We start from the raw sequence: 21,362 nt of genomic DNA, 5'->3' as shown, positions 1-21,362 counted from the left end.
CGGATCATGGATCACTTCGTTTATCAGGATGGCGTGCTGCACGCCGAAGACGTCTCGCTCGCCACGCTGGCCGAGCAGTTCGGCACGCCGTGCTACGTCTACAGCCGTGCCACGCTCGAGCGCCACTTCAAGGCTTATCAGGATGCGCTGGGCGACCACCCGCACCTCATCTGCTATGCCGTGAAGGCCAATTCCAACCTGGCGGTGCTCAATGTGCTGGCACGTCTGGGCGCCGGCTTCGACATCGTCTCCGCCGGTGAGCTGGAGCGCGTCATCAAGGCCGGCGGCGACCCCGCCAAGGTGGTGTTCTCCGGCGTCGCCAAGCAGGCAGGCGAGATGGAGCGTGCACTGGAGCTGGGCATCAAGTGCTTCAACGTCGAGTCGCTGCCGGAGCTTGAGCGCCTCAACGCCGTCGCCGGCCGTCTCGGACGCGTCGCACCGGTGTCGCTGCGCATCAATCCCGACGTCGATGCCGGCACTCACCCGTACATCTCCACTGGCCTCAAGGCCAACAAGTTCGGCATTCCGGTCGAACAGGCGCTGGAGGTCTACGAGATCGCCAACGCCATGGAGCACGTGCAGGTGGTCGGTGCCGACTGCCATATCGGCTCCCAGCTAACCGAGCTGGCACCCTTCCTCGATTCCCTCGAACGCCTGCTGGTGCTGCTGGATCGCCTGCGTGAACGCGGCATCGTCATCGAGCACCTCGATCTCGGCGGCGGCCTCGGCGTGCCCTACCAGAACGAGACCCCACCGGAGCCCTTCGCCTACGCCAGCGCCCTGCTGGAGCGTCTGGCCCGCTATGAGCACGGCAGCGAGATGACGCTGCTGTTCGAACCGGGCCGCTCCATCGCTGCCAACGCCGGCGTGCTGCTGACCCGTGTCGAGTACCTCAAGCCCGGTGAAGAGAAGAACTTCGCCATCATCGATGCCGGCATGAATGACCTGATCCGTCCGTCGCTGTACCAGGCGTGGCAGAACATCGTCACCGTCGACACGCGCGAGACGCGCAAGTCCGCCAGCTACGATGTGGTCGGTCCGGTCTGCGAGACCGGTGACTTCCTCGGCAAGGACCGCGAACTGGCCATCGCGCCGGGCGACCTGCTCGCCGTGCGCTCTTCCGGTGCCTACGGCTTCGTCATGGCCTCGAGCTACAACAGCCGCTGCCGTCCTGCCGAAGTGATGGTCGATGGCCCCGAGATGCACCTGGTGCGTCGTCGCGAGCGCCTCGAAGAACTGTGGACCGGTGAGCAACTGCTGCCGGAAGGTGATGCCTGATGCTGGTGAACTTCACCAAGATGCACGGACTGGGCAATGACTTCATGGTCATTGACCTGATCTCGCAGCGCAGTCGCCTGCGCGATGCCGATATCCGCCGTCTGGCGGACCGCAACTTCGGCATCGGCTTCGACCAGCTGCTGGTGGTCGAGCCGCCCCGCGACCCGGACATGGACTTCCGCTATCGCATCTACAATGCCGATGGCAGTGAAGTCGAGAACTGCGGCAACGGGGCGCGCTGCTTCGCGCGCTTCGTGCGTGAACAGCGCCTGACCACCAAGCGCGAGATTCGCGTCGAGACGGCCGGCGGCCCGCTGACCCTGGTCGTCGCCGAAGATGGCCGTGTGCGCGTCGACATGGGCGCGCCGCGCTTCGCCCCGGCCGCGCTGCCCTTCGAGGCCGAGGCCGACCTGCCGGTGCACACCCTGGATGTCGACGGCGAGACGCTGGAAATCGGCGTCGTCTCGATGGGCAACCCCCACGCAGTGCTGCTGGTCGACAGTGTCGCACAGGCCCCGGTGCTGACGCTGGGCCCGCGGATCGAGGCACATCCGCGCTTCGCCAAGCGCGTCAATGCCGGCTTCCTCGAGGTCGTCTCGCCGCATGAAGCGCGCCTGCGTGTCTTCGAGCGCGGTGTCGGCGAGACGCTGGCCTGTGGCACCGGCGCCTGTGCGGCGGTCGCGTCCGGCATTCGCCGTGGCCTGCTGGCAAGCCCGGTCAACGTCACGCTGCCCGGCGGCACCCTGAGCATCGAATGGGCTGGCGACGGCCAGCCGGTATTCATGACCGGTCCCGCCGAGACCGTCTTCGAAGGCCGCATCATCCTGTAGATCGCCAGCCCCAGCCGAGGGACGCTGCCGGAAACATGGCCGACGGCGTCCCGCTGCCAACCGTCCGCAAGGAGTCCCACATGGCCGAGTCACCCGTGTCACGTCGCCCGCGCACGCTGGACCCGGATCGGGTCGCCGAATGGCTGGCCACGCATCCCGATTTCTTCGAGGGGCGTGAAGGGTTGCTGCAACGCATGCGGGTGCCACACCCGGAAGCGCGCGGCGGCAGCATCTCGTTGCTGGAGCGGCTGGTACATGACCTGCGCGGGCGGACCGATCAGGCAGAAGAGCGCCTCGAGGAGTTGTTGACCGCCGCGCGCGACAACGAGAGTCGCTATCAGCGTCTGCGTCAGCTGGTGCTGGATCTGCTCGATGCCGAGTCCGATGATGCGCTGGCCGAAACGCTGGCCACGCGTCTCAGCGAGCTGTTCGACATCGCGGCCGTCTGTCTGTGGCAGCGCGACGCCGGTGCCTCGGCACAGCCACCGCGCCTGGCGCTCGACGATGCGCGCGGCGAGCAGTTCGAGCGTCTGCTCGAGGGTCGCGCCAGCCGCTGCCTGGCCATGCCGCGCACGCGCTGGGAAGCCCTGCTGCCCGACCATCAATGGCCACTCGGCGCCGACTGCGCAGACCTCGTCGATGCCAGCCAGGCCGATGCCACGCGCGGCTCCGCCGTCATCGTGCGCCTGACCCGCGGCGAGTGCCTGGGCTATCTGGTGGTGGCGAGTGCCGATGCCGAGCAGTTCCGGGCCGGTCTCGACACCCTGTTTCCCGAATACCTCGGTGACGTGCTGGCCCGCTGCCTGGGCCGCGATGCCCCGGGCCAGCCGCCACTGCGCTCCTCGAGCCGTGACGACCAGGCCAGCCGATGAGCAGCCTCGAGCCGGCCCACGGCGCCTCGGTCGTCGACACATCCGCCGATGGCACCTCAGCGAGCAGCGCCGAGCGCCTTGCCGCCGAGCAGGCGCTGTCCGCGACCTGTCGGGAATTTCTGGCCGAGCTTGCTCTCGACAGCAGCCACGCGACCGTCAGCGCCTACGCGCGCGATCTGCAGGCGTTGACCGCCTTCATGCTGCGTCCCGCAGCGGACAGCATCGCCGCTCATGCAAAGGATGCGCCGCCCCTGCCGCAGGATTGGCAGGCGCTGGACGTACCGACGCTCAGGCGATTTCTGGGCGCCGAGCGCAGTCGTGGCCTCGCGCCGCGCTCATTGGCACGGCGGCGCGCGGCGATCAGCCGTTTCTGTGGCTGGTTGGTCGAGCAGGATGTGCTGCCACACAACCCGGCGGGGCTGGTGCAGACACCACGCCTGCCGGACCACCTGCCACGCCCGGTGGATATCGACAGCCTGGCGCGCTTTCTCGACTGCCCACATGACGGCTCCCCGCTGGCGATCCGCGATCAGGCAATGCTGGAACTGCTCTACGGCGCGGGCTTGCGTCTCTCGGAGCTGGTCAGCCTCGACCTCGACATGCTGGAAACCCGCCGCCTGCGCGTACGCGGCAAGGGCGACAAGCCCCGCCAGCTGCCGATCGGCTCACGCGCCCGCCAGGCGCTGGATGCCTGGCTGGTGGTGCGTGGTCAGCTCGCCGCCCGGGACGAGCCGGCATTGTTCGTCGGCCAGCAGGGGCGTCGCCTCGGTCAGCGTGGGGTTCAGCTCAGGCTGGTGACGCAGGCGAAAGAACGTGGCCTGCCCGAGCATCTGCACCCGCACCGCCTGCGCCACTCCTTCGCCAGTCATCTGCTCGAATCCAGCGGCGACCTGCGCGCCGTGCAGGAACTGCTGGGACACGCTCACCTCTCGACCACCCAGGTCTATACGCGCCTCGACTGGCAGCAACTGGCCAGCGCCTATGATCAGGCCCACCCTCGCGCCCGCCGCCAGCGCGGGTCAGCGACGGCAACGTCAGACACCGACGCCACCTCCCCTATTGATGCTCCACTCAAGGATGACACCCTGTGACGCCTGCCAATGCGCCTCGCCTGACGGCCTTGACCTTCGATCTCGATGACACCCTGTGGGCCAATCGCGCGGTGATGGAGCGCGCCGAGGCCGAGCATTACGCCTGGCTGGATGGCGAGATCGGGCATGCCAACGACTTCCCCCTCGAGGAATACACGCGTCGCCGCATGGCGCTGGGGCTGGAGCACCCGCTGCGCCGCGGTGATTTCACTTGGCTGCGGCGCGAGGCCATGCACGCCATGCTGCGCGATGCCGGGCATGATGATGAGCAGGCGGGCCATTGGTCACGCGCCGCCATCGAGCGCTTCCTGGCGCTGCGCCACGAATTGACACCCTTCCCGGAAGCCAGCGAGCTGCTCGACTCCCTCGCCCGCGATTACCGCCTTGGTGCCATCACCAATGGCAATGTCGACCTGGCTCGCCTCGCGCTGGATCATCATTTCGAGTTCAGCATCGCCGCCGGCGAATGGCTGGCGCCCAAGCCGGATGCGCGCCCCTTCCTCGCCGCCATGGCTCGCCTGGGCAGCCGCCCCTCCACCACCCTGCATGTCGGTGACTCATGGAAGGAAGATGCCTTGCCTGCCGCGCGCCTGGGCATGCAGGCCGCCTGGATCGACGTCAAGGGCCAGGGCGCCCCGGCCCCCGTCCCGGCAGGCGTACATGTCATCTCGCATGTCCGCGAACTGCCGGCGCTGATTGCACGTTTGAATGACTGAGTGTCGGAATGACTGAGCGGCCCACGGCTGAGGCTCAAGGTGCGGCGCGCCTGATGCGCCTGGTGTGCCCGATGGCTGAGTGAATTAAAACTTGTACAAAAATGACGCCTCAACCATATTTCATGTACAAGTTTCTCAGCGTCGTCGATATTGAACCCTGTCCGGGGTTCCTGAGTCTGCGCTGGGAGATGCCTGCCACCTCGACCTCAAAAGGAGAGGCCAGCATGAGCACCCACTCACTCCCGCGCTACCGTGTGTCATCTTCCTCTGCCCAGAGGCCGCCCCTGCATGGTGAAGGCGAGCAGCGCGCGCAGATCATGACGCCCTCGCGTCAGACCAGCCGCGCCCTGCTGAAAGGCATCGCCATCGTGCTGGCATCCGCGTTGCTGGTCATCATGGCGGTCTACAGTGGGCGTGCCAGCCTCGCGACGCTGCAATCCGGCGTGCAGGAAGCGCCGGCAGCCTCACCACAGGAGGCCATGCGCAGCCTGCTCATCCCCAGCGAGGCCGTGACGATGCCGGAAGTCGTCGAGCCCGCGGCAAAGGTGCCGCATATCCTCTCGGCGCCCAGGGAGACGAGCTCTTTGACCCGCCTTGACCCCATCAGCAGCGCGCCGCGCAGCCTGTTCATGTGAGTGGCCCTTGGGGAAGGGCAACAATACAGATGTGAGTGACAACGCGCCTGTCGTAACGCAAACGGCCACCCCGAGGGGTGGCCGTTTCGTCATGCAAGGTGGCGTGGTTCGAGGCTTCGCCCCAAATCGCCTACACCTTCAGTCAGTCGTCGAAGGGATCCTGCGGTGCCTCATCGCCCGCCATCTCTTCCACGCCATCCATCACCGACGGGTCCGCCAGCCACTCATCGAGCTTGGCATGCACCTGCTCCACACCGGAATACTTCAGCGACGAGAACAGCTGCACGGTGACCAGGTCTTCCCACTCCTTGAGCGCGTGACGCACCTTCTGCAGGCTTGCCGCAGCAGGCCCGCGCTTCAGCTTGTCCGCCTTAGTCAGCAGGATATGCACCGGCATCTTGGCCTCATCGGCCCAGCCCAGCATCATCTGGTCGAATTCGGACAGCGGATGGCGCACATCCATCAGCAGCACCAGGCCCCGCAGCGACTGGCGGTTGCGCAGGTAGTTGGACAGATGGGACTGCCACTCGCGCTTCACCTTGTCCGGCACCTTGGCATAGCCATAGCCGGGCAGGTCGACCAGATGGCGGCCCGTTTCACCGATGGTGAAATAGTTGATCAGCTGGGTGCGGCCGGGGGTCTTGGAGGTACGGGCCAACGCCTTCTGCGAAGTCAGCGCATTGATGGCGCTGGACTTGCCGGCATTGGAGCGACCCGCGAAGGCCACTTCGGCACCCACGTCCGTCGGGCACTGGGCCAGAGTCGCGGCACTGATCAGGAAGCGCGCCTGACGATAATGGAGCTTGGGGGTCGAAGGAGCTGATTCGGCCATGGGAGTTCTGAATACCTGTTGAAGGCGGACGTCTCGCCCGCGCGACAGCACGAGAGAGCAGAAGAAACGACCGGTGTAACGAAAAGAGTGCCGCATGCCCTGCCATCGGCGCTGCAACTTGCCGACGACAGCGGGAAGATGCAATGGATTACTGCGATGACACGACTGGCGACAGGCACGCTCACGCGCCCTGAGGGGATTCGCTATACTGCCTGCAAGGTCAGCATGGCGATCATGAGGCCTAGTGTACCACCCCGCTCTCACGGGCTGCGAGAGTGGGGTGCACTTCTCACCGCACGCAGCACGGCGCGGGCACCGGGGAAATGACAGAGGCCACCATCCACGCCGGATGATACAAGCCCGAACGGGCCTCTTCGTGAAACAGGGACCAGTGAAATGGATGAGCTGATGAGACCAAGGCAGACCCCCGAGCGCCCCTTGCGCCTGCTGCTGGCACTTGCTGCCACGACGCTGGCCGCCACCTTGCCGACGGGGGCCGCCGCCGAGTCGCTGGTCGGCGATGCCGCGGCAGGCAAGGCCAAGGCTGCCGTCTGTGCTGCCTGTCATGGCGCCCAGGGCATCTCGCCGACGCCGGCCTTCCCCCATCTTGCTGGCCAGCAGGCCCACTACCTGCGCAAGCAGACGGCCGACATCCAGGATGGTCGCCGCTCGGTGCCGCAGATGGCCGGTATCGCCGACAACCTGAGCGATCAGGACATCGCCGATATCGCGGCCCATTACGCCGCGCAGCCCGCCAATCGTGGTCAGGCCGAGCCAGAGGCGGCCCGTGCAGGCGAGGTGCTGTATCGGGCCGGCTCGCTCGAACGCGGCATCGCGGCCTGCACAGCCTGTCATGGCCCGCGTGGTGAAGGCATCGACTCGGCAGGTTATCCGGCGCTGGCCGGGCAATTCCCCGCCTATACCGTGACGGCACTCAAGGCCTTCCGCGACGGCAGCCGCGACAACGACCCGAACGCCATCATGAGCAGCATCGCCGCGCGCATGAGTGACAGCGACATGCAGCAGGTGGCCGAATATCTCCACGGCCTGCGCTGAGGCATCCGTTCAGCCGGGTATCGCGTATGACTGACTTGATGACGACCGCCACCAGCACGCCGTTCACGGGGCGTGTTCGAGCGACGCCTTGTATGGCGCGTGATCGAACGGCGTTCATCCAACGGTCAACCTTGTCACGCTAGGCTGGCCCGACAGTGATCCGCCGTGTCCCGCCCGGCAGTCTCGACAGCAGTGGTGGCTGACACGCATACTCGATGCATCACTAATGTTGCCGGGTATCATGCCCGGGCATGCCTCAATCCGATGGAGATGTTCCATGAAGTGGAAACCCCTACTGACTCTGGTGGCGGGCCTTGGCCTGTCAGCAAGCGTGTTCGCCGCTGAAGCTGGCAAGGACTATCAGGTACTCGACGAGCCGGTGAAGACCGACGCGCCGGCGGGCAATGTCGAAGTGGTCGAAGCGTTCTGGTATGGCTGCCCGCACTGCTACAAGCTGGAATCCAGCCTCGAGCCGTGGGTCGATGAGCTGCCGAGTGACGTGACCTTCAACCGTCTGCCGGCCACCATGGGGCAGGACTGGGTCAAGCACGCCTATGCCTTCTATGCCGCCAAGGACCTGGGCATCCTCGACGAGACCCACAAGGCCTTCTTCGATGCCATCCATCAGGACCACCAGCGCCTGACCGATCCGGATGATATCGCCAAGTTCTACAGCGACTACGGCGTCAGCGAAGAAGACGCCAAGAAGTCGCTGACCTCCTTCGGCGTGAAGAGCCAGGTCAATCAGGCCCACGCCCAGATGCGTGCCTACAAGATCATGGGCGTACCGGCACTGATCGTCGATGGCCGCTATGTCATCTCGCCGAGCACGGCTGGCTCACTGCAGAACATGCTCAAGATCACCGACGAGCTGGTCGAGCAGGTGCGTGAAGAGAAAGCCGGCAGCAAGGACGCCGCTTGATGGCAGCGGCTGCTGACCCAGTGGCCGCCAGCGCCGCGGGAGGTGCCGGACTCGACGAGACGGCACCTCCCCTGCGTCTGCTGACCTTCAACATGCAGGTCGGTATCCATACCGCAGCGTGGCATCACTACGTCACCCGCGGTTGGCAGCATGTGCTGCCACACCCGATGCGCCGCAAGCGTCTGGAGCTGATCGCCGCCGCCATCACGCCCTACGATATCGTCGGGCTGCAGGAAGTCGACGGTGGCAGTTTCCGCTCCGGCAACGTCAATCAGGTCGACTCACTGGCCGAGACGGCCGAATTCCCGCATCGCTATCAGCAGCTCAATCGCAATCTGGGCCGCCTGGCTCAGCACAGCAACGGCCTGCTGTCGCGCCTGCCGATCAGCCATCTCGAAGAGCACAGCCTGCCCGGTACCCTACCGGGACGCGGGGCCATCCATGCCCGCTTCGGCGAGGGCGAACACGCCCTGCATGTCTTCGTGACCCACCTGGCACTCGGTGCCCGTATCCAGCATCGTCAGCTGCAGTACCTCGGCGAGCTGATCGCGCCCCTCAAGCATGTCATCGTGATGGGCGACCTCAATTGCACGTTGTCCCAGCTTCGTCAGCACAAGGCGTTCAGCGAGGCACTCGACTCCCGCCCCAGCAAGGCCATCAACAGCTACCCGGCCTGGCAGCCACGCCGTGGGCTCGACCATATCCTGGTCTCCTCGACGCTGCGCTTGAGCCACCCGACCACGCTGTCACACCTGTTCTCCGACCATCTGCCGCTTGCGGTAGAAGTCCATCTGCCAGCCGCATGCCGCAAGGCGATCGGGCTCGCCTGACGCCTGTCTCTCTTGCATAGGCATCTCTGACGCCTGCCCCTCGGATATCGCCCCCTCTACTGCCTGGCTTTCCCGCCTGGCTTTCCCGACCCAGGCTTCCCTCAGCTACGGCTTGCCGGCAGCTGTCTGCGCCATGATGCTCACCCCTGCCATCGCGTCTGCGGCGCATCGCTTGCCGACTGTTGGATGCGCATAACGCGATCTGCCGCGCCCTTACTTGCCCGTTTCCTTGCCTGCCTGCCGGTATTTCTTCGCCTATCTCACTGTAAGCAAAGACAAAAACCGCCTGTCAGACCAATGATCCATTTGTTGTTGCGGCGCCGCTCGCTACTCTTTGTCTGCCAATGACGTGGATTAATCGTTGACTTAGCGATGACTGATGGCATGCCGCATCCGAGCGACGTCACTTACAGGGATGAAGCGTGGAATAGCGTTGTTCAAAGCGATGCCATCACGGCTTGCTGGACACCGCGACTGACCACAACATGAGCAACATCTGAATTGGCGACCTTGCCAGCAATCGCTTGCAACACAAGCGCTTGGCAAAGACACAGCAGACGCTGTCGGCAAAGCAACAACAACACCAACAATCATCACCTGCTACCCGCAGGCCAAGGGGACTCCATGTCTGCCAATGCCTCTACCCCCGGCTGGCTCACAGGGCTCGACCGCATGACCGAGGGGCTGGGACGCTGTGTGTCCTGGCTGGTCGTCATCATGATGCTGGTCGAATTCACCATCGTGATGCTGCGCTACGCCTTCAACATCAACAGCATCCCCATGCAGGAATCCGTGATGTACATGCACGCGGCCGTCTTCCTGCTCGCCGCCAGCTACACGCTCAAGCACGACGGCCATGTGCGGGTGGATATCTTCTATCAGCGCATGTCGCACCGCGGAAAGTCGTGGGTCGATCTCGGCGGCACCCTGTTCCTGCTGTTCCCGGTGATGACCTTCATCCTGCTCTCCAGCCTCGGTTACGTGGGCGATTCCTGGGGCATCAAGGAAGCCTCACCCGAATCCGGCGGCCTGCCGGGCGTCTACCTGCTCAAGACCCTGATTCCGGCCATCGCCATCCTGATGATGCTGCAAGGCGTGGCGGAAGCCGGCCGCCACCTGCTGTTCCTGATGGGCCGCCTGCCCTCTCCGCATGCGAGCGATGACACCCCTGACCACGATGAGGAGCTGGTGTAATGCTCGAGATCATGCCACTGCTGCTGTTCGTGTGTATCTGTATCGTCTTGATGCTGGGCTATCCGGTGGCGCTGTCACTGGCCGGTACCGCGCTTGCCTTCGCCGGACTCGGCATGGGGCTGGATGCGCTGGGCATTACCCAGGGCGTATTCGATGCCAGCTTCCTGTCCGCGATGCCCAACCGCCTCTACGGCACCATGACCAACCAGACCCTGCTGGCCGTGCCATTGTTCGTGTTGATGGGCGTGCTGCTGGAGAAGTCCAAGGTCGCCGAGACGCTGCTCGACGCCATGGCGTTGATGTTCGGCTCGCTGCGTGGTGGGCTGGGGATTTCCGTGACCATCGTCGGCATGCTGCTGGCTGCCTCCACCGGTATCGTCGGCGCGACCGTCGTCACCATGGGCCTGCTGTCACTGCCGACCATGCTCAAGCGCGGTTACGACCCGTCACTGGCCACCGGCGCCATCTGTGCCACCGGCACCCTGGGGCAGATCATCCCGCCATCCATCGCGCTGGTCCTGCTGGGCGACGTGCTGTCTTCCGCCTATCAGCAGGCGCAACTGTCGATGGGCATCTGGAGCCCGAAGACCGTCTCGGTGGGTGACCTGTTCATCGGCGCGCTGATTCCGGGCCTGATCCTGGTGCTCGCCTATATCGTCTACATCGCCATGGTCGCCTGGCTGAAGCCGGAGAAGGCGCCGGCCGTCGATCGTGATGCGCTGATGGAAGAGCTGGGACATACCGGCAGCATCTTCTGGCTGCTGATGAAGGGGCTGGTGCCGCCGATCGTGCTGATCGTCTGTGTGCTCGGCTCGATTCTCGGCGGTCTCGCGACCCCGACCGAAGCCTCTGCCGTGGGTGCCTTCGGCGCCCTGATGCTGGCCCTCGCCAATCGCAAGCTGAGCCTGAAGACCCTGACGGAAGTGGTGCGCTCCACCACCAATGTCACCTCGATGGTGTTCCTGATCCTGATCGGTGCCGCGCTGTTCTCGCTAGTGTTCCGCGGCTTCGGCGGCGAAGAGGTCGTCACCGAGATCTTCGAGAACATGCCCGGCGGCGTCATCGGTGCCACCCTGGTGGTGATGCTGGTGATCTTCCTGCTCGGCTTCATCCTCGACTTCATCGAGATCACCTTCGTGGTGGTGCCGATCGTCGGCCCGGTGCTGCTGGCCATGGGCCTCGACCCGATCTGGCTGGGCATCATGATCGCCATCAACCTGCAGACCTCCTTCCTGACGCCGCCCTTCGGGTTCGCGCTGTTCTATCTGCGCGGCGTGGCGCCCAAGGAAGTCAGCACCAGCCAGATCTACAAGGGTGTCGTGCCGTTCATCCTGATCCAGCTGTGCATGCTGGGCGCCCTGGCCGCCTTCCCGGGCCTGGCGACCTGGCTGCCGGCCCAGTTCTAGGCCACGACTGACGAGACAGCACAAGGACAGAACACGGACAGAACAAAGACAGAGCAGCAACTGAATTGGCGGGGTCTGCCCCGCCAGCTGATGGGAGAGCCGCCAGTCGGCTCATGCAGATGCATCATATCCGGGGGTCGTACGCGGCCCACCTCTTGCCCAGCGCCAGTTCATGACCGGTGCACAACAACAATCGGGCACTTCAAGGAGCATGCCATGCAACTCAACAAACTCGCCTTCGGCATCGCCGTCGGCACCATGACCGCCATGGGCACCCTGCCGGCCGTTGCCAATGCCGCCGATACCTTCACCTGGAAGATGGTCACCTCGTGGCCGAAGAACTTCCCGGGGGTGGGCCAGGGGCCGGAACGCCTCGCACGTCTGGTCGATGAGATGTCCGACGGCCGTCTCAAGATCAAGGTCTATGGCGCAGGCCAGCTGGTCCCGGGCTTCGAGGTCCTCGACTCCGTATCTTCCGGTACCGCGCAGATCGGTCACTCGGCTTCCTACTACTGGAAAGGCAAGGCGCCGGAAGCCCAGTTCTTCGCCGCCGTGCCCTTCGGCATGACCGCGCAGGAAATGAACGCCTGGCTGCATTACGGCGGCGGTCTGGAGCTGTGGAACGAGGTCTACGACAAGTTCGGCGTCGAAGTCATGGCGGGCGGCGCCTCGGGCGTGCAGATGGGCGGCTGGTTCAACAAGGAGATCAACTCGGTCGCCGACCTCGATGGTCTGAAGATGCGTATGCCGGGTCTGGGTGGCGATGTCATGCAGCAGATGGGCGTGGCGACGGTCAGCATGCCGGGCGGCGAGATCTTCACCTCGCTGCAGTCCGGTGCCATCGATGCCACCGAGTGGATCGGTCCGTACAACGACCTGGCCTTCGGTCTCTATCAGGCCGCCAAGTACTACTACTATCCGGGCTGGCACGAGCCGACCGTCACCTTCGAGGCCATCGTCAATGACGACGCCATGGCCGAGCTGCCCAAGGACCTGCAGGCCATCCTGCGTTCCGCGGTACGTGACGTGAACCAGGACATGCTCGACGAGTACACCGCGCGCAACAACGACGCCCTCGAGACACTGCTCAACGAGCACAAGGTCGAGCTGCGCCGCTACCCGCAGGACGTGCTCGACAAGGCACGTGAGCTGTCCGGCGAAGTGGTCAAGAAACTCGGCGACTCCAACGATCTGGCCGGTCGCATCTACGAGTCCTACACCACCTTCGAAGGCAAGGTCGAGAAGTGGCATGAGGTCTCTGAGCAGGCCTACCTGAACGCACGCAATCCGGAAGGCGTGCAGTAAGACTGCGTTACCTGCGCCGCGCTCCCGTGAGACGGCGCAGTCCCGTCATCCAATGCTTGCAGCCGCCCTCTCGGGGGCGGCTTTTTTGGGTCTGCGCGATCAGCTCTCGAGCAGGAAGGTCACCGGCCCGTCATTGAGTAGCGAGGCCTGCATGTTGGCGCCGAAACGTCCGGTCTCGATTCCCACCCCGAGTTCTCGCCCGCGCTCACGTGCCTTGTCGACCAGATAGGTGAACAGCCGCTCGCCCTCCGCCGGTGGCGCCGCCGAGGAGAAGCTGGGGCGCATGCCGCTGCCGGTGTCCGCCGCCAGCGTGAACTGCGAGACCAGCAGCAGACTGCCGCCCGCCTGCTGGACGTTGAGGTTCATCTTGTCGTTCTCGTCACCGAAGACCCGGTAATGCAGCAGCTTGTGCAGCAGCTTGTCGGCACGCGCCTCATCATCGCCCTTCTCGACGCCCACCAGCACCAGCAGACCGCCCTCGATGGCGCCGACGCTCTCGTCCTCGACCACGACTTCTGCCCGTGTGACGCGCTGGATCAATGCTCGCATGCCGCTTGCTCCTTCAAGAGATGGATGATGATTCATGACATTTCGTGTTCGGGAGCATACCAGACGCGAACGCCCCGCAGACTGGGTCTGCGGGGCGCGACAGGTGCTACTCGATTGGGCGAGCTGCCAGTTGGCGAGCTGCTAGTTGGCGAGGCTCGGCAGGAACAGCGCGATCTGCGGGAACAGCATCAGCAGCACCGTCGCCAGCAACAGTAGGGCAATGAAGGGCGGCGTCCCCCGGATGACCTCCATGTACGGTTTTCGGAATACCGCCACCGCCGTGAAGATGTCGCAGCCGAAGGGCGGGGTCGCCGAACCTATCGCCGCCTGCAGGGTGACCAGGGTGCCGACCAGCACCGGGTCCAGCCCGGCGGCATCGACTGCCGGCGCAAACACCGGTGCCAGAATCAGGATCACCACGATGGGGTCCACGAACATGCAACCGACGAAGTAGGCCGCCGCGATCACTGCCAAGAGCGCCAGCGCGTGCTCCGACAGGTAGGGGATGTAGCCGCCGAGGATGGCATCCGGAATCTTGGCGAAGGAGATCATCCACGAGAATCCCGCGCCCGCCGCCACCAGGATGAACACCACCGCGGTGATCAGCCCCGTGGAGAAGGCCACACTGGGCAGGTCCTTCAGGGTCACGCCGCGATAGATCAGCATCTCGAGAATCAGCGCGTAGATCACCGAGACCGTGGCGGCCTCCGTCGGCGAGAACATGCCCGAGTAGATGCCGCCGATGATGATCACCGGGAAGCCCGCCGGCAGGCTGGCGCGCTTCAAGGCCTTGAGGCGTGCGGGCCAGTCCGCCTTGGGCTGCGGGGCGATGCCCAGCTTCCACGACTTCCACATGCAGTAGAGCGAGAACAGCACCAGGATCATCAGCCCCGGGCCGATACCGGCGATGAACAGGTCACCCACCGAGGTACCGGTCGCGACGCCATAGATGATCATGCCGATGGAGGGCGGAATCAGCAGCGCGATATCGGAGGCATTGATGATCAATGCGATGGTGAACTTGTCACTGTAACCGGCTTCCAGCAGCCGCGGGCGCAACGGGCGCCCCATCGCCACCACCGTGGCTTGGGTGGAGCCGGACACCGCGCCGAACAGGGTGCAGCCCAGCGCGGTGGTCACCGGCAGGCCACCGCGCCAGTGGCCGACGAAGCGCTCGACCAGATCCAGCAGGCGCTGGGCAGTGGAGCCCTTGAGCATGATATCGGCCGCCAGAATGAACATCGGCACCGCCGTCAGCACCACCGGCTGCAGGCCACCGATCATCTGCTGGATCACCAGCTCCGGCTTGAGGAAGGGAAAATCGCTGAACAACAAGAAAAAGGTGCCGACGCTCAATGGCACCATCATGGGTACCCCAAGCAACAGCAGCCCCACCATCACGAGCAGAATCCACATCGCAGCTTCCGTCCCTGGGTCAATGAAGTGTGATCAATCGTCTATCGAGACATCGAGAAGACATTCCCGGTGCAGTGGCTAGAGCGCGCCACTGCCGTCGACTTCCTCGTTCTCGTCCATTTCCGCCGTACGCCATGACAACCAGGCGCCCTGCGCCAGCAGGTTGCGCAGAATCGCCATCAGGTACTGGAGAGCCCCGAGCGCCAGTCCCAGCGGGACCACGGCATAGAGCGCCGCCAGCGACCAGCGCAGCGACGGCGTGACACGCCCGGACTTGGCCAGGCTCTGCAGATAATCCACCGCCAGCCAGGCGAGGTAGGCCAGCAAGGCACAGGTGATGACCTGTCCGGCGATCAGCAGCACCTTGCGCAACCACGGCGGCATGAAGTCCAGCAGCGCCGTCACGCGGATATGACGCCCGGCGCGCGCCCCGTAACTGATGCCGAGGAAGGTCAGCCACAGCTGCAGGATCTGCATCAGCTCTTCGGTGAACGGCAGGCTGTAGTTGAAGACGTTGCGCCCGATGACGTTGGCGATGCTGGCCGTCGCCATGCCCAGCACGCACAGGGCGATCAACCAGCGCTCGACATGCGCCAGGCCCTGGTCACCACGTTCGAACCAGGCGGCCAGACGGCGCAGCGGCGCGGGCAGATGTGCGAGGGGGTCCTGACCGCCATTCGTCTCGGCCGGGGCGGGGCGGGTCTCGTCAGCGGAGGGAGACTTGGAGGGGGGCGAGTTCATGAAGCAGCTTCCTATTGATGTGGCATCCTGCCAGATAGGCTTTCTACCAGACGTCATGAGCGCAGTGGTTTGCGCCAGACGGCCTGCATTTGCCAGTACGATCCATTGAAATTTTCCGCGGCGCCGCCGTGATTTTCACTTTGGCTACTCTTGTTCTAGCTTTATTAGCGGCGCTTGAAATCAGTATGCGGCCGACGCGCGGCATGTCGGTCTGGCGCCGGGGGCCGGTCGTGAAGACCGAGCGCGAAGCTCTGGCGAGCGACGGGCGACCCTCGAGTACCCGAACTCAAGCACCAGAGCTCGAGTACCAGAGCCTCATGCGCACAGGCTCAGCTTATTCATAATAAATTCTAATCATACTATCCAATTTGGTAATTTTTTTATTATATTAAGAATGGCAATATTATCTAAATGATGCAAGTTGCACGCCGGGTATGCGCAGAGCCGCCCGACGCTGATGGAAATCACACAAGGAGAACAAGATGACGATGCAATGGAACCCGTCACCCGAGCAGAATCGCGAGACGTCCAGGACTCCTGTTCCCCTTTCTCGTCTCGCCGCGTTCATCAAGGGAGGCGCCCTCGCGTCCGGCCTGGGCATGGCGGCGCTGGCCTCCGCGGGCGTGCAGGCGGACACCTGGCGTTTCGCGCTGGAGGAAGTCTCCGGCAGTGTGCAGGATGCCTACGCCCAGGAATTCAAGAAGCGCATCGAAGAGGCTTCCGGCGGTGACATCGATGTCGAGATCTACCCCTACGGTGCACTGGGCACCTCCTCGCAGCTCACCGAACTGGTGCAGAGCGATGCCATCCAGCTGACCTTTGCCTCACCGGGTCACCTGGCCTCGGTGATTCCGGAGTCGGGCGTCTTCACGCTGCACTTCCTGTTCTCCGACGACAACGCCGTCAATGAAGAGGTGCTCGGCAACTCCAAGGCCATCGACATGCTGTCCGAGGCCTACACCGAGCAGAACCTCCAGCTGCTGGGCGTGATTCCGGAAGGCTGGATGGTGTGGACCGGCAACCGTGACATCAAGACCCCCGAGGACATGGAAGGCTTCAAGATCCGCACCATGACCTCGCCGATTCTGGTCGAGAGCTATCGCGGCTACGGTGCCAACCCGACGCCGATGCCCTATTCCGAGGTCTACTCCGGCCTGCAGCTAGGCCAGATCGACGGCCAGGTGAACCCGGTGTTCGCCATTCAGGAAATGAGCTTCTACGAAGTTCAGGACTACATGATCCAGGCCAAGCAGGCGCAGTTCATCACCACGCTGGTGGCCTCCAGTGACTTCTATTCCGGACTGGATGACGAGCAGCAGCAGATGCTCGACAAGGTCACCAACGAGATGCGTCCGTACATCTTCGAGAAGCAGGAGGAGTACAACGCCGACCGTCTGGAGAAGATCAAGGAAGATAGCGACATCGAGATCATCACGCTGACCGATGAGCAGCGCGAAGCCTTCCGCCCGGTCGGCGAGAAGGGCTGGGAAGTCTATCGTGAGCAATCCGGTGAGCGCGGCAGCAAGATCCTCGACACCCTGCAGGCCGACATCAAGGCTGCCGAAGGCAAGTAAGCCCCAGGCAAGCGCGTCAGCCCCGCCAGGTAGATAGCAAGGATCGAAAGAGTGATGGAAAGATAGAATGTTAGAAAGGTAGAAAGACGAGCATGAAAAAACGCCCCTGCCGGAACTCTCGGCAGGGGCGTTTTTCGTGGTGTCTCGATAGGGGCGCGATAGAGGCGCAAGACGATAGCGATGCCGCGACAGATGGGCCAGATAAGCTAGATGGGCCAGATAGGCTAGAGAGGGGCCAGAGAGGGGCTAGAGGAGCCAGATGGAGAACGCGCGCTACTGCCCAAGCAGCTGGGTACGGAAATCCTGCTGGGCCGGTTCATCGCCAAGCCAGATCGCGAACAGGCCGTTGGCCAGCGCCAGTGAATCGCTTTCGAAGTTGACCTGCCCGTTCAGCACCAGCGACAGCGTGCCGCTGCCCCCACCGGCGGACAGCCATTGCAGCGCATAGCGATCCCCCGGCACGACGTCCTGATAGGCACGATTGAAGCGCGCCAATTCAGGCTCGATCGCCGCGAAATCCGCCGCTGACAGGTTCTTGCGCACGCCCTTGGTGGTCGCCTTGGCGAAGTCCTCGGCATCGATGGCATGGAAGTACTCCAGCACCAGGCGGCGCGAGACATCCTTGAGCGGCGCCGGGCGCGGGCGACGCGCATCCTGATAATAGGCACCGACATAGGCGTCCCACAGCAGGTAGGTGAAGAGCCCACTGCCGATCAGCATCAGCGGCTGGCCGGACTGCGTGGTCACCTGATCCGCGAAGGTTACCCCCTTGATCTCGACGGCGAGCGCCGCCGGGCTGGTGGTGGCAAGCAGCGCCCCCATCACGCCCGCAGCCAGCCAGCGCGGCGCACTCGCCACCGGCAGGCTGACGGCATGACAGGCGGCGTTCAGGCTGCAAGCGGCGCCACGGACAGCTGACACGGACAAGCGATACAGCGGCGATATAGGCATGGCATCTACTCGTTGGCTGGCAGTGATCAAGGGGAGCTTGCGGGGTTCATCACTCCTGCAGACTTGCTCTCACGGGCCTGGCTCTCGCTGGCTTACCACAGGGCGTGGAAATGATGCACCGGACCACGGCCCTTGCCGACGTTGAGCTGGTCGGAGGCGCGCAGCGCGCCCAGCAGCCATTCGCGTGCCTCGACCACCGCCTGCGGCAACGGCAGGCCGTTCGCCAGGCGCGCCGTGATGGCGGAAGACATCGAGCAGCCGGTGCCGTGCAGGTTGTCGGTCTCGATACGCGGTGCGCACAGCCATTGCTCGCCGGCATCGCTGACCAGCAGGTCATCACAGGCCTGCCCCTCAAGCGCCCCGCCCTTGATCAACACCGCCTTCGCGCCTCTGGCACGCAGCTCACGGGCGACCTCGGGCATGTCGGAGCGCCCGATCAGGCGCCGCTCGCCCAGCAGCACCGCAGCTTCATGCAGGTTGGGCGTGATGATGTCGGCCAGCGGCACCAAGTGCTCGGCCACCGACTGGATGGCAGCATCATTGACCAGCGCATCGCCACTCTTGGCGACCAGCACCGGGTCGAGCACGACCCAGCGCGGGCGACGCTGCTGAAGGCGGTCGGCGAGCATTTCCACCACCAGCGGATCGGCCACCATGCCGATCTTGGCGGCGCGGATATCGAGATCATCCAGCACGGCGTCCAGCTGTGCGGCGATGAATTCCCGCGAGACCGCCTCCACGCTGCGCACGCCGCAGGTATTCTGCGCCGTCAGCGCCGTGATCACGCTGGCCCCGTAGGCGCCCAGCGCAGAGAATGTCTTGAGGTCCGCCTGAATGCCGGCTCCCCCGGAGGGGTCTGAGCCCGCTATCGTCAGGACGCACGGAATATGCATGCAGGAAGCTCCCGAAATATGGCTTTGACGTGCCAACAGCATACCCGAGCTGAGGAGGGAAGAAAGCCACCCCCAGCGCCCTGCCACCGTGAAAAACAGAAGAAAGTGATATGAATGAAGTGGCCGTACTGTCATTGCCGGCATTGACCTCGCTCGCCGTGATCTCGCTGGCCAGCGCCACCCTGCTGCCCGGCGGATCGGAGGCGGCCTTCGCGGGGCTGTGGTGCCAGGGGCACGCGCCCTGGGCGCTATGGATCGCGGCGACGCTGGGCAACACGCTCGGCAGCCTGATCAACGTCGCCCTGGGGCGTGGCGCCCGTCGTCTGCGCACACGGCGCTGGTTTCCGGTCTCGCGGCGCGCATTGGCGCGCGGCACCCTGTGGTATCGCCGTTTCGGCGCCTGGAGCCTGCTGCTGAGCTGGGCCCCGCTGATCGGCGACCCGCTGACGGTGCTGGCGGGCGTCTTCCGGCTGGCGTGGTGGAAAAGCATCGTCCTGATCGTGATCGCCAAGGGCGGACGCTATGCCCTGTTGCTGCTGGCAGCCGACCTGTGGCTGACGCCCTGGTGCCAATGACCGCCGCACGGCCGCTGCTCCTGTCCTCACCCTCACCTTTACCACTGCCCTTGCAGCCTCAGTCAGTCGCTTGAATGAGATCGCAGACACGCAAGGCGAGGATGCGTGCTATGCTGACAAGCGCCATGCTGCACTGCACAATAAAAGCACTTCGATTGCTTTTCACCAGTGCCTCATTGCCTTGATCAGGTGCTTTGCTGCCCTTGATATGCACCTCGTCACCCTTTCGCCGCCTCCACGAGCCCGCGCCTCCCCCATCACATGGCGTCATGCTCGCGACGGTCCCCCTGACCTCGGGCATTCCCCGGCGGAGTGCTGCACTGCTAGAGAGGAGAAGGTTTCATGCGTGATACATCCTGCGACTTCTGCGCCGATGCGCTCAATATTCTGGTGCTGCAAGGCGGTGGCGCGCTCGGCGCCTACCAGATCGGCATCTTCGAGGCGCTGGCCGAAGCCGGCATCCAGCCCGACTGGGTGGTCGGCACCTCGGTCGGCGCCATCAATGGCGCCCTGATCGCCGGCAATCCGGAGGGCGAGCGCCTCAAGGCCCTTGAGTCATTCTGGTATGGCATCGCCCAACCCGCTGCCAGCATGGGCCCCGCCTTCCATCCGTGGGAGCGCAGTGTCGCGCGTGCCTCCGCCATGCTGTGGGGCATTCCAGGCTTCTTCCGCCCGCGCCCGCTGTGGACGGTACCGATCTGGCAGAGCTTCTTCGGCGAGCCGCCCAGCCTCTACGACACCGAGCCGCTGGGCGACACGCTCAACCGGCTGGTGGACTTCGAGCGCCTCGATGCCCGCCACCCGGAGAACGTTCGCCTGTCGGTCGGGGCGGTGAATATCGGCAGTGGCGCGCTGCGCTACTTCGACTCCTCGCATGAAGCGCTGGATCACCGCCATATTCTGGCCAGCGGCGCCCTGCCACCGGCCTTCCCGCCGGTGTGGGTCGATGGCGAAGCCTATTGGGATGGTGGCCTGTACTCCAATACGCCCGTCAGCTGGGTGCTGTCGGAGCGTCCGCATGGCGAGACGGTGGTCAACTGCTACGTGATCGACCTGTGGAGTGCCGATGGCAAGGTGCCGGAGACCCTGCAGGAAGCGCAGCTGCGCGAGAAGGATATCCAGTATTCCAGCCGTGCCGGCGAGCACCTCAATCTGCTGGAAGAGAATCAGGCGCTGCGCATGGGAATCGAGAATCTCGCCGACCATCTGCCGGAGGAGCTGCGCCAGTCGCCGAAGATCCAGCGCATCCTCGCCATGACCCAGCAGCCCTCGATCAACGTGGTGCGCCTGCTGGCCTCGGCGCGCCCGGGCGAGACCTCACTGAAGGATATCGACTTCTCGCGCGCGACCATCGACTCGCGGCGCGACAGTGGCTATCAGGACATGCAGGAAGTGCTGAGCCGCTGCAGCCAGTTTGCGCCGCTGCCGGAGGATATCGGGGTCATCGTGCGCAACTTCACGCGCAACGCCGAGGGCGAGCTGGTCAGCCTGTCGACGCCGGAGGCAAGCTCCAGCGACGATGACCAGGCGAGCATCACGACAGAGGATTTGCCCAGCCAAGCGACCGGCAGCTGAGCAACGCTGACGACGATTCAGCATGATCTATCCACACCCCATCGCAGCCGTCACGCACTGGCGGCGCGCCAGGCGGGTGTGGATAACCCGGTGTCGGCAAGACGCCACCCGCCGGGTGGCC

At 64.4% G+C, this 21,362-nt stretch carries 21 protein-coding genes; 15 read left to right on the top strand and 6 right to left on the bottom strand.

All coding sequences use genetic code 11. The features are described from left to right. Positions 1-6 precede the first annotated feature (6 nt). From lysA to AOG28_RS10985, 6 genes are all read left to right on the top strand, one after another. Positions 7-1,278, top strand: a complete 1,272-nt coding sequence (gene lysA / locus AOG28_RS11010) for a diaminopimelate decarboxylase (RefSeq protein ID WP_043333334.1) — start codon at positions 7-9, stop codon at positions 1,276-1,278. Next, the gene (gene dapF / locus AOG28_RS11005; protein ID WP_054556434.1) at positions 1,278-2,108 is read left to right on the top strand and encodes a diaminopimelate epimerase; all 831 of its coding nucleotides are present in this window, start codon (positions 1,278-1,280) and stop codon (positions 2,106-2,108) included. The genes lysA and dapF overlap by 1 nt, the downstream gene beginning before the upstream one ends. 80 nt (positions 2,109-2,188) lie before the next feature. Further along, positions 2,189-2,980, top strand: coding sequence for a DUF484 family protein (locus AOG28_RS11000; protein WP_054556433.1), 792 nt, complete (start codon positions 2,189-2,191; stop codon positions 2,978-2,980). Then, positions 2,977-4,071 carry a tyrosine recombinase XerC gene (locus AOG28_RS10995; protein ID WP_082388705.1) on the top strand — a complete coding sequence of 365 codons (1,095 nt, stop codon included), beginning with the start codon at positions 2,977-2,979 and terminating at the stop codon, positions 4,069-4,071. Before AOG28_RS11000 ends, AOG28_RS10995 begins: the two co-directional genes overlap by 4 nt. Beyond that, complete coding sequence (locus AOG28_RS10990) at positions 4,068-4,787, top strand: HAD family hydrolase (protein ID WP_054556432.1); 720 nt, start codon at positions 4,068-4,070, stop codon at positions 4,785-4,787. The genes AOG28_RS10995 and AOG28_RS10990 overlap by 4 nt, the downstream gene beginning before the upstream one ends. A gap of 224 nt (positions 4,788-5,011) precedes the next feature. Continuing rightward, positions 5,012-5,422 carry a hypothetical protein gene (locus tag AOG28_RS10985; RefSeq protein ID WP_054556431.1) on the top strand — a complete coding sequence of 137 codons (411 nt, stop codon included), beginning with the start codon at positions 5,012-5,014 and terminating at the stop codon, positions 5,420-5,422. Positions 5,423-5,564: 142 nt separating this feature from the next. Here AOG28_RS10985 and yihA read toward each other — a convergent pair whose 3' ends face one another. Continuing rightward, on the bottom strand, positions 5,565-6,254 hold the full coding sequence (gene yihA / locus AOG28_RS10980) for a ribosome biogenesis GTP-binding protein YihA/YsxC (protein ID WP_054556430.1): 690 nt from the start codon (positions 6,252-6,254) through the stop codon (positions 5,565-5,567). A 438-nt stretch (positions 6,255-6,692) separates the two neighbouring features. Here yihA and AOG28_RS10975 point away from each other — a divergent pair, with 438 nt between their 5' ends. The 6 genes from AOG28_RS10975 to AOG28_RS10950 all read left to right on the top strand — a co-directional run bounded on the left by AOG28_RS10975 (position 6,693) and on the right by AOG28_RS10950 (position 12,967). Next, complete coding sequence (locus tag AOG28_RS10975) at positions 6,693-7,310, top strand: c-type cytochrome (protein ID WP_054556481.1); 618 nt, start codon at positions 6,693-6,695, stop codon at positions 7,308-7,310. A gap of 277 nt (positions 7,311-7,587) precedes the next feature. Next, on the top strand, positions 7,588-8,232 hold the full coding sequence (locus AOG28_RS10970; protein WP_043333328.1) for a thiol:disulfide interchange protein DsbA/DsbL: 645 nt from the start codon (positions 7,588-7,590) through the stop codon (positions 8,230-8,232). Further along, complete coding sequence (locus tag AOG28_RS10965; protein WP_082388704.1) at positions 8,232-9,062, top strand: endonuclease/exonuclease/phosphatase family protein; 831 nt, start codon at positions 8,232-8,234, stop codon at positions 9,060-9,062. Before AOG28_RS10970 ends, AOG28_RS10965 begins: the two co-directional genes overlap by 1 nt. A gap of 624 nt (positions 9,063-9,686) precedes the next feature. Continuing rightward, positions 9,687-10,256, top strand: coding sequence for a TRAP transporter small permease subunit (locus AOG28_RS10960; protein ID WP_043333327.1), 570 nt, complete (start codon positions 9,687-9,689; stop codon positions 10,254-10,256). Beyond that, complete coding sequence (locus tag AOG28_RS10955) at positions 10,256-11,662, top strand: TRAP transporter large permease (RefSeq protein ID WP_054556429.1); 1,407 nt, start codon at positions 10,256-10,258, stop codon at positions 11,660-11,662. Before AOG28_RS10960 ends, AOG28_RS10955 begins: the two co-directional genes overlap by 1 nt. A gap of 258 nt (positions 11,663-11,920) precedes the next feature. Continuing rightward, the gene (locus tag AOG28_RS10950; RefSeq protein ID WP_225348088.1) at positions 11,921-12,967 is read left to right on the top strand and encodes a TRAP transporter substrate-binding protein; all 1,047 of its coding nucleotides are present in this window, start codon (positions 11,921-11,923) and stop codon (positions 12,965-12,967) included. Between the two features lie 99 nt (positions 12,968-13,066). Here AOG28_RS10950 and dtd read toward each other — a convergent pair whose 3' ends face one another. The 3 genes from dtd to AOG28_RS10935 form a co-directional block, all read right to left on the bottom strand. Then, positions 13,067-13,516 (bottom strand): D-aminoacyl-tRNA deacylase, encoded by a 450-nt coding sequence (gene dtd / locus AOG28_RS10945; protein ID WP_054556428.1) that lies wholly within the window; start codon positions 13,514-13,516, stop codon positions 13,067-13,069. A gap of 141 nt (positions 13,517-13,657) precedes the next feature. Next, entirely contained in the window at positions 13,658-14,932 is a 1,275-nt protein-coding gene (locus tag AOG28_RS10940) for a TRAP transporter large permease (protein WP_054556427.1), read from the bottom strand. Between the two features lie 78 nt (positions 14,933-15,010). Next, the gene (locus tag AOG28_RS10935; RefSeq protein ID WP_052384515.1) at positions 15,011-15,673 is read right to left on the bottom strand and encodes a TRAP transporter small permease; all 663 of its coding nucleotides are present in this window, start codon (positions 15,671-15,673) and stop codon (positions 15,011-15,013) included. Positions 15,674-16,155: 482 nt separating this feature from the next. On the opposite strand from AOG28_RS10935, the gene AOG28_RS10930 reads away from it, so the two are divergent. After that, positions 16,156-17,247, top strand: a complete 1,092-nt coding sequence (locus AOG28_RS10930) for a TRAP transporter substrate-binding protein (protein WP_234368071.1) — start codon at positions 16,156-16,158, stop codon at positions 17,245-17,247. A 273-nt stretch (positions 17,248-17,520) separates the two neighbouring features. Here AOG28_RS10930 and AOG28_RS10925 read toward each other — a convergent pair whose 3' ends face one another. Both AOG28_RS10925 and thiD read right to left on the bottom strand, forming a co-directional pair. Next, on the bottom strand, positions 17,521-18,198 hold the full coding sequence (locus AOG28_RS10925; RefSeq protein ID WP_054556425.1) for a chalcone isomerase family protein: 678 nt from the start codon (positions 18,196-18,198) through the stop codon (positions 17,521-17,523). Positions 18,199-18,290: 92 nt separating this feature from the next. Further along, positions 18,291-19,091, bottom strand: coding sequence for a bifunctional hydroxymethylpyrimidine kinase/phosphomethylpyrimidine kinase (thiD, locus tag AOG28_RS10920; RefSeq protein WP_043333319.1), 801 nt, complete (start codon positions 19,089-19,091; stop codon positions 18,291-18,293). A 110-nt stretch (positions 19,092-19,201) separates the two neighbouring features. On the opposite strand from thiD, the gene AOG28_RS10915 reads away from it, so the two are divergent. Continuing rightward, positions 19,202-19,666, top strand: coding sequence for a YqaA family protein (locus tag AOG28_RS10915; protein ID WP_442854953.1), 465 nt, complete (start codon positions 19,202-19,204; stop codon positions 19,664-19,666). Positions 19,667-20,008: 342 nt separating this feature from the next. Further along, positions 20,009-21,241: a patatin-like phospholipase family protein gene (locus tag AOG28_RS10910; protein WP_054556424.1), complete on the top strand. Its 1,233-nt coding sequence runs from the start codon at positions 20,009-20,011 to the stop codon at positions 21,239-21,241. Positions 21,242-21,362: the final 121 nt, after the last annotated feature.

Origin of the sequence: Cobetia sp. UCD-24C, from assembly GCF_001306765.1 — a bacterium.
Taxonomy (GTDB): Bacteria; Pseudomonadota; Gammaproteobacteria; order Pseudomonadales; family Halomonadaceae; genus Cobetia; species Cobetia amphilecti.
This window is presented reverse-complemented; position numbering and strand designations above follow the sequence as displayed.